The organism is Rhodohalobacter sulfatireducens (assembly GCF_022012475.1).
Lineage (GTDB): Bacteria > Bacteroidota > Rhodothermia > Balneolales > Balneolaceae > Rhodohalobacter > Rhodohalobacter sulfatireducens.
This window is the reverse complement of record NZ_JAKLWS010000058.1, coordinates 1-10,337: the sequence shown is the minus strand read 5'-3', so window position 1 is coordinate 10,337 and position 10,337 is coordinate 1. Positions and strand designations below refer to the sequence as shown.

The following is a 10,337-nucleotide window of genomic DNA, read 5'->3' as shown; positions in this document are numbered from 1 at the left end:
GTAGTAGATAGCTTGTTAGAAAGAAAAGTGTTAACCTCCCTCAGGAATAACAGTAAATAAACATTAAAACTGTCAACCTAAATCAGGAAAAGACGCCCTTCGCCGCGTCCCGAACCGTCGGGGAAGGGGCAATGGGATATGAAAAAGTGTGTTTTCGCCTCAATAAACGAAAGTATAAACCTTTCCAACGTACTACCGATCATCCTACTGAAACTGAAAGTTAAACCTACTCCGGAACAATTCGGAAATAGGATACTCTTTGCGGCTGAAAACTTCTGAGACGAATATTAAAGTCTGTATTTACAACTTCAATTTCCGGTTGAACCCGGCCCGAATCGTCCTCTTCGATCGCAGAATAATCTACATAGGCTTGGAAAGGCCGCATATCCCTGATTTGGGAATATTGATCGATTGGCACATCAAACCGAACAGTTATAGAGGAAGGATTGTATGTAACAGCCCGGCCCGCAGGCAGGTTCACGGTGCGAATGGGAACACGAACTTCGGCTTCCGTAAACTCTGCAACCTGGGCTTGGTAGTTTACCGTTTCTAAATCAATAAAAAGGCCCTGGCCCGGTTCTTCGAGCGCAATATCCCGTTGTATATCACTATTCAGATTGTCTAATTCGATCGACTCCGTTCGCCACTCAGTAACTGTATCAATCGCAGTATATGTGCCGGAAACAGTGACGCTATCGGGAGTCATTACCGGTTCATTCAAAAGGCCGAACCGCTCTCGTAAATTTAGTTGAACGTTGCTTACAATCGGTACTCTTTTTGTCGCTTTTTCTTCTGTCCGGATTGTAACAGTTGTCGGTTGTACCTGGATAATATTGAGATCCGAGAATGCTCCAATTTGATTTCTCATCTGTTCCGACAGATTTATCTGTTCGGTTTGGGCAGTAAGCAAGACCCTGGGCGGATTGTTATAAACAGAGATAATATTCCACCCTTCGCCGGATACATTAACCGTTGCATTTTCAGGTACTTCGCTGCTTACAATTTCATCTTCCGGAATACTCGCAACCTGAATTGGAACCTGGATCGTTACGGTGAAATCACGGCTTAAATTCACGATAAACCAGAGGCAGACAGATATAAAAAACGCAATACTAAAAGCAATGATCTTCTCACGATTTTGCGCTTGATAGTTGTCGGATTCATCTATTCCAGGCTCTTTCTCATCCGAAAAAAGGCCGCGTACCCGGTCTGTTATGGCACTAAAGAAACTCATATTATCTGCAAATATGCATAATTATTTCATGTTCGAACAATAATATCTTTTACCACATCCGAATTCACCTTGTCGTTCAATCGTTTGGCTATCGAATAGCGATTTGAATGAATTTCATATCGCCAGGCTTCGTTTTTCACGACAACAATTAGTTTTGAACCATCAAATTTTACCTTCTCTGTTACAGCATCAATTTTATCTCCAACAACTTCGGGCCAGTAATGGAGTACGAGCCCTCTTTTCATCTCGGTTTTTTGCGGAATTTTATCCATAAATTCCCGCAGAAGTTTATCCAGCGATTTTGGTTTTCTGCCAAATGCCATATCAGAATTTACTGCTTACTGTTCCATTTTCTACTGTAAACCATACATTTTGTTCAGATCCTTTAAACATTTCCTGGTCAAATGGCCTCTCCGAGGCAGATGTTATAAACGTCTGTCCTGAGTGTTTCGTCAGCGCCTCAGTTATTACATCAATTTTTTGTTGATCTAAATTCCCAAAAACGTCATCAAGAAGCATTATTGGCAGATCATCCAGCTCATCTGAATAATAAAAAAGTTGAGCCATCTTCAATGCCATGGAGAACAGCCGATGCTGCCCCTGTGACCCATAATTACGAAGTTCAATATCCCCCAGGTAAAAAACAACCTCGTCTCTGTGCGGCCCGATGATAGTTTGTTCACGTTCCGCCTCTTTTTCAAAATTGCTTTCTATCTGATTCACATACTCCTCATGAATCTGCTCATGTGAATCGTACTTATCACAGATCGATTCATATCGCAGGGTAGGTTCTAAATTCAATCCTGTAATGCTTTGATATTGAATCGCCAGGTATTCTTTGAATTTCTCCAAAACCTGTGCCCTCTTAAAAATAATAGCCGTTCCGGTTTGAGCAAGCTGAACATCCCACGGCTCAAGGTACGATTTTAACATCGACAACGGACCCTGGTATTCTTGCAGTAATTTATTCCTCTGCTTCCTGATTTTCCTGAATTTGATTAGGTCCCGAAGATATTTTGGCGATATCTGGCTGATCATGCTGTCAAGGAAAGATCGGCGTTCAGCAGGGCCTTCACTCGTCAATTTTCGATCTTCCGGGCTTAGTACCACCACGGGTATCATGCCAATCAAATCTGATAGACGGTCCAAGGGACTGTCATTCACAAAAATCTTTTTACCCTCCCCGCGGGAATAGCTGCAACTTACTTTAAAAGAAGATCGAATCTCTCCTTCGAAGTCACCGTCAATCATAAAATATTTTTCATCATGATGGGCAACATACTGATCACTCGAAGCTACAAAACTTCGGGTCATACAAAGATAATGTATGGCATCAATCAGGTTGGTTTTGCCGGCACCATTTGGGCCTGTAAAAAGGTTTAGGTGCGGTGCAAATTGAACTTCAGTCTCCTCATGATTCCGAAAAAATTGAAGTTTAAGTCGATTGATGCGCATTTAATTTGAGATTTGAGTACAAGTACAACGGGCAGCCTGTCCGTTACACAACAATTAGAATTCAACAAATGAATTATTCCTTAATATAGGGATTAATAGGCCGGGCAAACTGACCGGCCTATTAATAAATTTACTCACGACTCAAATCTCAAGACTCATGACTACTAATTAAAATCCAAATACATCTTTTCCAAGAAAGATTGCGCTATCTCCAAGTTCTTCCTCAATTCGCAGAAGTTGATTGTATTTGGCAATTCGGTCGGTCCGACTCATAGAGCCTGTTTTAATCTGACCGGCATTTGTAGCCACAGCAATATCGGCAATCGTCGTATCCTCTGTTTCACCAGACCTGTGCGAGATCACGGCCGTGTAATCATTCTTATGAGCCATCTCGATGGCATCGAGTGTTTCAGTAAGCGTTCCAATTTGGTTTACTTTAATGAGAATAGAGTTTCCAACTCCCTTGCTGATGCCATCTGCCAACCGGGATGTGTTAGTTACAAAAAGGTCATCACCTACAAGCTGTACCTTATTCCCGATTGAATCAGTCAGTTTTTTCCAGCCATCCCAATCGTCTTCATCCATTCCGTCTTCGATGGAAATGATTGGATATTTCTCGGCCCATTCGGTCCAGTACTCAACCATCTCATCAGAATCTCTTTTAGAGCCGTCACTCCATTTGAACTCATACACGCCGTCTTCTTTGTTATAGAATTCAGACGCCGCGGGATCGAGTGCAATCAGAACTTCTTCGCCCGGAGTATAGCCGGCTTTTTCAATTGCAGTGAGAATCACTTCAACAGCTTCCTCATTCGATTTCAAATCCGGTGCAAATCCGCCTTCATCTCCCACAGATGTGTTATAGCCTTTTGATGAAAGAACTTTTTTGAGATTATGGAAAATCTCAGCTCCCATCTGAACAGCTTGGCTGTAATTTTTTGCGCCTGACGGCATAATCATAAATTCTTGCGGATCGACATTGTTATCCGCATGAGAACCACCATTGATAATGTTCATCATTGGCAGCGGGAGTACTTTAGCATTTACTCCGCCCAGGTATCTCCATAAAGGGAGGCCTGTGGTTTGAGCCGCCGCTTTTGCAACCGCCATAGATACACCCAGAATTGCATTGGCACCCAGCTTCGACTTATTCGGAGTTCCATCAAGCTGCAGCATGATCTGGTCGATCTCCGTCTGCAGGTAAGCTGGATATCCAACAAGTTCATCGGCAATCGAACCGTTCACATTTTCAACAGCCTTTTTTACACTTTTACCAAGAAAATAATCATTGTCCTGGTCTCTTAATTCTACGGCTTCGTAAACGCCCGTTGAGGCGCCGGAAGGAACGGCCGCACGTCCCAAAATTCCATTACTCAGGGATACATCTACTTCTACAGTTGGATTTCCCCGCGAATCCAAAATTTGCCTCGCGTGAATATCTTCAATTAAACTCATAATATTACTTTTGTTAGTTAATTTTACATCACTGTAATGTACTGTTAAATACAGTTAGCATAAAGTGGAAAGGTAAAGGTAATTTGAGTCACCGGGTAAGTATGAAGAGAATAAATTACGTGTCGTGATAGATGGACTGATCTGATGAAGGGATATTTAATAATGAAATAGATTTTTTGAATACCGAATATCCGATATCCCACGCAAGGGATCCATCTGGGAGAACAAGGAATGATGAAGTGGATCCCCTTCAATATTCAACATTGGATATTCTATATTCGAAATTAACTACCAAAGCCAGCCAAATGTAAACGTGATCTGGGGTGTACCGAAGAATTTTTGATCATCAAAGTAGGGTTGTAAAACAAGGTCGCCGGTTTCCGGATCAACAATAAACTGTTCGCGCCCCGTCTCCGGGTTGATTTCTGTTATGGGTTGATTAGGCATCATAATTTGGATTCCATCGGGGAAGTAATAAAAGTAATATCCGAACTCAATGGAGTTAAGCCTGGAAAAGTTTTTTCCAATATCCAGTCCAATTTTCATCTCACCCGCTCCACCGAAATGCCAGTCTCCGTTGCTCCAGCCTGTAAAGATATCATTAACCGATTCAAAGTAATTGGAGAACTGTTCGCGGTATCCGTTGTCGTTATTATCCTTAAAGTATGGATAGGAAAAAGATGCAACAGGCCCGACGGAAGCACTCAGAAAAAATCGATAATCATCCTGAATGATGTTCGTAAACAAACGGTGTCTCAATCCCAAAAGCATCGGGAAGGCAAAAGCCCGCTGATATTTATTCGGTATAATTTGCTGACCAAAGAAATAATCAGTAAAGGTTTGCTCGCTTGCATCGCGTAACCCTCCAATCCGAAAACTGGCCATCATCTCAGTACTGAGACCCACAACTTTTCGGTATTCGGCACCTACACCGAATCCAAAATTATTCATAACTACATTAAAGCCGAAACCCGAATTATATTCACTCTGGATGTTAGATAAGTTTCGCTCCACCTCCTGAACTTCCGGCTCAAGTGTTTGTGCAAACAATTGACCTGACGGAATGAGCATCAGAATAAAGCTTAACAGAGCTAAATACGCGAAAAGTTTTTTCATATAAGAACAATTTATCTATTTGTAGGCATAACGTAAATTTTTACTCTGGCATTGCATCAAAAAAGTATAAAATAAATCGGCTTTACATGCTGCCCAAATATTCTTTACAATACAAATTTGACAATTGTTGTATTAAGGCTTTTATTCCTCCTGAAATTTTGCCTTTTTTTTCAATTCAACAGGGACTTTTAAAATATGAGTACAGTAACAAAATATCTTGTCTACGGTCCGATTGACACGCTGAGAAGATTACCATTAAAATTGTTTGAAGAGCATGAGCCTAAATACCTTTACAAATATGAGGCAACAGAAGGCAATGATATGGTTTTTGTTTCCGTATACGAACAGTTTGAAAAACAGATCAACGCAACAATAACCGTTACCTGCATTATTGAATGCACGAATGCTCACAACCGCATTGAGATGAAAAAAGCCGGCGGCCGGATGGGATTCAGGGGCAGTTCTCTAACTGAAGAGAAGAACGTTGAATCGGATCTTGTGGATTTTATCATGGATTTCTCCAAACGCTTTGGACTATCTCTCCAGGAAGAGGTTGATGATAACGAAACCGCCGAAAGCGAGGAAGAGGGTTAAGGGTAAACATGTATGAGTGGATCTGACCAGGTATGGACAGTATTGTCCATGCTGGAGTGGGCTACGGACTATTTTAAAAAGAGGAACGTACCCGATCCAAGACTGAGCATTGAGTGGATTGTAGCTGAAGCACTTGGTTGCAAACGTCTTGACCTCTATTTGCAATTCGAACGACCTCTCTCCAGCAAGGAGCTCAATAAAATACGGCCTCTTGTAAAACGCCGGGCAGCCTATGAACCTCTTCAATACATAACAGGTACGGCTCAATTCATGGATGCTACGATATCTGTAAACCCGGATGTTCTGATTCCGCGGATTGAAACAGAACAGCTCGTAGATCTTCTTCTTGAACATTTCAATGACAAGAAGAAGGAGAATTTAAATCTTCTGGATATTGGAACCGGTAGCGGTTGTATACCCATTGCCATCAAACAAAAAAATCCACAATGGTACTGTGCAGGATTTGATCTTTCAGAAAATGCCGTACAACAAGCACAGAAAAATGCCGAGCTGAATGAAGTGGATGTCGATTTCTTCCAGGGAAATATATTGGAATTGGATACACTTCACGATACCAGGCAGAAATCCTGGGATATTATCATATCAAATCCTCCCTATATCACTGAAAATGAAAAAAGTGAGATGCATAAACAGGTGACGGAACACGAACCATCACTCGCACTTTTCCATGAAAAACCGATGACACTTTATTCATCAATAATAAGTTTTGCAGCTTCACAAAATGCCGCTCTTTACCTTGAGTGCAATGATAAAACAGCAGAAAATGTGCTTCAACGTACCAGGGGGCAATTTCCCCACTCCCGCCTTTTTAAAGACCTTGATGGCAATCCTCGGTTCGTAGTCTCCCCTCCTCAATAACGAGCTTGCCTAAACCATTGAATTTTCTTTTTAATTCGTTGGTTTATTCGGCAAATGTACATTAGATTATATGTGTGGATAACTTGTGGAAAAGTTTTTCAAAAAATTTCATCCTTTTAGAATTAATGTTATATCACTGTTACGCAAATGTTACGGGCTGTCAAGTGAAATTTCACAATTCTAATAAAAATTTTATAAGTAGTTGTCTGCCATATATTTACATAGTTTATAGCAATGTGGATAACTTTCTGATTCCTGGCTAACATTTTTTTGATTTGTGATCAAGAAATTCACATTTTGGTTCGAGATTCAAAAAGGGGCACTTTTGCCGTGTGGATAACTAACAGAATCAAGTAATACCTTTATAACGCTTTTGGGAGGCATGTACGTTGAATAAATTGACCGCTGAAGCTGCGTGGAATGAATGTTTGGAGATCGTTCAGGACAACATCAGCCATCAGAAATTTAAATCCTGGTTTGAGCCCATCAAACCTGTTAAACTGGAAGAAGAAACACTTACCATACAAGTGCCAAGTCAATTTTGGTACGAGTGGCTGGAAGAGCACTATTATAATATGCTGCGCTCTACCATCGCCAAAGTTTTGGGGAAAGAGGGAAAACTGGAGTATTCTGTTTTAGTTGAACGATCCGAGCGACTGGAAGACAACCGTTCAATACGCCTGCCGCAACGCCCGATGCCCCCGCAAAAACCCCAGGAGATGAACACGTTTACGGAATATCATCCCGGCAAAATCGAGAATCCATTTGTGATTCCCGGCATCCGGAAAACGAATATCGATTCCAACCTGAATGGCAACTATGTTTTTGAACGGTATATAGAAGGTGACTGCAACCGGCTTGCACGATCCGCGGCGATGGCCATTGCCGATAATCCCGGCAAAAACTCCTTTAACCCTCTTTTTGTTTATGGCGGGACCGGCCTTGGTAAAACACACCTGATTCAGAGTATCGGGAATAAAATCAAACAGCAGTTTGGGGATGAACAGGCCGTTCTTTATGTATCATCCGAAAGCTTTACTAACGAATTTGTCCAGGCCATTCGAAATAACCGCGCCAGTGAATTTTCTATTTTTTACCGAAATATTGATGTACTTATTGTAGATGATATCCAGTTCTTCAGTGGCAAGGAGAAAACACAGGAAGAGTTCTTCCACATTTTTAATGCCCTCCATCAAGACGGCAAACAAATTATTTTGAGCAGTGACCGAGCCCCTAAAGATATTCCCGATATTGAAGAGCGATTGATCTCGAGATTTAGCTGGGGGCTGAGTGCCGATCTGCAAATCCCGGAATTTGAAACCCGCTATGCTATTCTTGAACGAAAAGCGGTAGATAACGGAATTACCCTCAACCCGGAGATCATTGAGTTTATCGCCTACAATTTTAAATCGAATGTGAGGGACCTGGAAGGAGCTATCATAAAACTTCTGGCAACCGCTTCTCTGAAACATGTGGATGAGATCGACCTGCCGATGGCAAAAAATGTATTGAAGGACATGGTGAAGAGCTCGAACTCACAGATCTCTATTGAGTTTATCCAAAACTACGTCTGCGAATACTTTGGAATTGATACCAACAAAGTTCGCGAAAAAACACGAAAACAAGAGATTGTGGAAGCGCGACAGATTGCGATGTATTTGGCGAAGAAATTCACAAAATCAAGCCTTAAAACCATTGGCCTTCAATTTGGCGGACGAGATCACTCAACCGTGATTCACGCAATTTCAACGGTTGAAGAGCGGCTTTCTACCAGCCCCAAACACGAGCGCATACTCAAAGAACTTGAGCAGAAGATTGAGGTGGCTACGTTGTAAGGAGTTCTTTTACTTCAAGGCAGAACCGAGTAAAGTCTGATTGTATAGATTTATCGGAAATCAAGAATAATCTGTTTTCATACAACAACATGTGGATTCTTAAATCCAACATTTTACTCTTCCTCATAGGTTTACTTTTAACCCAAAAAGTTACTGCCCAGCGTTCATTCCAACTTCTTGAAAGATTTCCCGCTGAAGAGGCTTTCCAGGCTGTCGCTGTTGATTCATCCCACTTCTATGCAATTGCATCCAAATCCATCGGCAAATATGATAAAGCAACCGGCAAAAAAGTGACTTCTACAGAAGCCGCGGTGAAACACCTAAACAGCGGGGTTGTAATCAATGGAAAGCTATTTACCGCCAATTCCAATTACCCCGAAATACCGATGACCAGTTCCGTCGAAATCTGGGACACTGAAACTCTTGAACACTATGGATCATACAGTTTTGGGATACGCTGGGGTTCATTGACTTGGATTGATCGACAAAATGAATATTGGTGGGCGATGTTTGGGCACTATAATGAATTCGCTAATGAGACAGGTAAAGACAACCGTTGGACAACCCTGGTTCAATTCAACGCTGACTGGCAACCGCAGCAATCGTGGGTGTTGCCGCCAAAAGTGTTGAACCGATTAGATGGAAAAACTATCTCCGGCGGGTCGTGGGGACCAGACGGACTCCTCTTCCTCTCCGGCCACGACCGCGGCGAACTCTATGCCATGCGTCTTCCCGAAATGGGATCCGTTCTGGAACTGGCTGAAATTATTCCGATTGAAAGTGAAGGACAGGGAATAGCCTGGGATCGGTCAGACCAGGGTTTGATTTATACGATCACACGGAGTGAACGGGTGGTGAACGTTTTGAGATTGACTGAGAACTGATATTTTAATCTTCGTTGTGCCTTAAACCCGGCTGATTCATCCTAGAATTCAGAAGAACAATTTTCCATCCGTCATCCATCTATTCTACTACTGTATTCTCCGTCCAGTTTTAGTGAGCTTCTTCACCAGTCATCGTAAACACCATCATTTATGTAGATCATCCAGACAGAAGATCCGTTTACTAAGCTTGTAATATCGGGGAGGTTATAAGAAAAATAAGCTCCATTTTTCTCCTCTTGCTTTGCCCCGGCAATTAAGTCGTCAAGTGTCTGCCCGGCCTATATTCGATGAGGGTAAAATCCTGCGAGATCAGAATGTTTAATTGAATATTGGTTAAGATGGGATGGGTTGTTTTATACAGCCAATGATTCCAAACTCGACCGAATTGCCCCTCTAAATTTTCTGCAATGTCACATATATAATTCATGAGTTGCTTGTGGGAAAGATGAGTTGTATTTGGAGGGGGTTTCAAATAGCGAATGGATTAGAGATAATCTAACAGAATAAAAAAACCCCTCGCTCCCGATAATAATATCAGAAGACAAGGGATTTGTTGTGTGGTGAGCACGGGAACTGTTCAATAACATTAATTACTAATTCTGGTACGCGATGCTTTCGCCCTGTTCTTTGAAGTTCAGAACTTCAGTTTCATCACCATTTGTCATGGTTACCTTGTATTCCGTTTGATAGGGATCGAAGTCTTTGACCACGATTTCGTTACCGGTCATCGTCCAGCTATTAAATTTTTCGTGGGAGTAAATAAACCGCAAGATTGGAATCGGGACCCGGATATCTTTCTTGATCAACGTCGACTCAACAAGATTCCCCTCCTCGTCATAGGTGGCTTTAACATCGATTGTAGCCCCTGAACCTTCCAGCACAAAA

At 41.9% G+C, this 10,337-nt stretch carries 10 protein-coding genes; 4 read left to right on the top strand and 6 right to left on the bottom strand.

The window, feature by feature from the left end; genetic code table 11:
- Positions 1–226 precede the first annotated feature (226 nt).
- From L6773_RS20780 to L6773_RS20760, 5 genes are all read right to left on the bottom strand, one after another.
- On the bottom strand, positions 227–1,234 hold the full coding sequence (locus L6773_RS20780; protein WP_237856591.1) for a hypothetical protein: 1,008 nt from the start codon (positions 1,232–1,234) through the stop codon (positions 227–229).
- 26 nt (positions 1,235–1,260) lie between these two features.
- Positions 1,261–1,557 (bottom strand): DciA family protein, encoded by a 297-nt coding sequence (locus L6773_RS20775; protein ID WP_237856588.1) that lies wholly within the window; start codon positions 1,555–1,557, stop codon positions 1,261–1,263.
- Position 1,558: 1 nt separating this feature from the next.
- Positions 1,559–2,689 (bottom strand): DNA replication/repair protein RecF, encoded by a 1,131-nt coding sequence (recF, locus tag L6773_RS20770; protein WP_237856587.1) that lies wholly within the window; start codon positions 2,687–2,689, stop codon positions 1,559–1,561.
- 168 nt (positions 2,690–2,857) lie between these two features.
- On the bottom strand, positions 2,858–4,144 hold the full coding sequence (eno, locus tag L6773_RS20765; RefSeq protein ID WP_237856586.1) for a phosphopyruvate hydratase: 1,287 nt from the start codon (positions 4,142–4,144) through the stop codon (positions 2,858–2,860).
- Between the two features lie 288 nt (positions 4,145–4,432).
- Complete coding sequence (locus L6773_RS20760) at positions 4,433–5,260, bottom strand: hypothetical protein (RefSeq protein ID WP_237856585.1); 828 nt, start codon at positions 5,258–5,260, stop codon at positions 4,433–4,435.
- A 195-nt stretch (positions 5,261–5,455) separates the two neighbouring features.
- Here L6773_RS20760 and L6773_RS20755 point away from each other — a divergent pair, with 195 nt between their 5' ends.
- From L6773_RS20755 to L6773_RS20740, 4 genes are all read left to right on the top strand, one after another.
- Positions 5,456–5,854: a hypothetical protein gene (locus L6773_RS20755; protein WP_237856584.1), complete on the top strand. Its 399-nt coding sequence runs from the start codon at positions 5,456–5,458 to the stop codon at positions 5,852–5,854.
- A gap of 12 nt (positions 5,855–5,866) precedes the next feature.
- Positions 5,867–6,733 (top strand): peptide chain release factor N(5)-glutamine methyltransferase, encoded by an 867-nt coding sequence (gene prmC, locus L6773_RS20750; protein WP_237856582.1) that lies wholly within the window; start codon positions 5,867–5,869, stop codon positions 6,731–6,733.
- Between the two features lie 389 nt (positions 6,734–7,122).
- Entirely contained in the window at positions 7,123–8,568 is a 1,446-nt protein-coding gene (dnaA, locus tag L6773_RS20745; protein WP_237856581.1) for a chromosomal replication initiator protein DnaA, read from the top strand.
- A gap of 89 nt (positions 8,569–8,657) precedes the next feature.
- On the top strand, positions 8,658–9,452 hold the full coding sequence (locus tag L6773_RS20740; protein WP_237856580.1) for a hypothetical protein: 795 nt from the start codon (positions 8,658–8,660) through the stop codon (positions 9,450–9,452).
- Positions 9,453–10,045: 593 nt separating this feature from the next.
- Here L6773_RS20740 and L6773_RS20735 read toward each other — a convergent pair.
- Positions 10,046–10,337: hypothetical protein (locus L6773_RS20735; RefSeq protein ID WP_237856579.1), on the bottom strand; the 292-nt coding region annotated here is incomplete at its 5' end.

Coding starts and splice junctions, on each gene's coding strand:
- L6773_RS20780 (WP_237856591.1), bottom strand. CDS start 1,234: ATGAGTTTCTTTAGTGCCATAACAGACCGGGTACGCGGCCTTTTTTCG.
- L6773_RS20775 (WP_237856588.1), bottom strand. CDS start 1,557: ATGGCATTTGGCAGAAAACCAAAATCGCTGGATAAACTTCTGCGGGAA.
- recF (WP_237856587.1), bottom strand. CDS start 2,689: ATGCGCATCAATCGACTTAAACTTCAATTTTTTCGGAATCATGAGGAG.
- eno (WP_237856586.1), bottom strand. CDS start 4,144: ATGAGTTTAATTGAAGATATTCACGCGAGGCAAATTTTGGATTCGCGG.
- L6773_RS20760 (WP_237856585.1), bottom strand. CDS start 5,260: ATGAAAAAACTTTTCGCGTATTTAGCTCTGTTAAGCTTTATTCTGATG.
- L6773_RS20755 (WP_237856584.1), top strand. CDS start 5,456: ATGAGTACAGTAACAAAATATCTTGTCTACGGTCCGATTGACACGCTG.
- prmC (WP_237856582.1), top strand. CDS start 5,867: ATGAGTGGATCTGACCAGGTATGGACAGTATTGTCCATGCTGGAGTGG.
- L6773_RS20740 (WP_237856580.1), top strand. CDS start 8,658: ATGTGGATTCTTAAATCCAACATTTTACTCTTCCTCATAGGTTTACTT.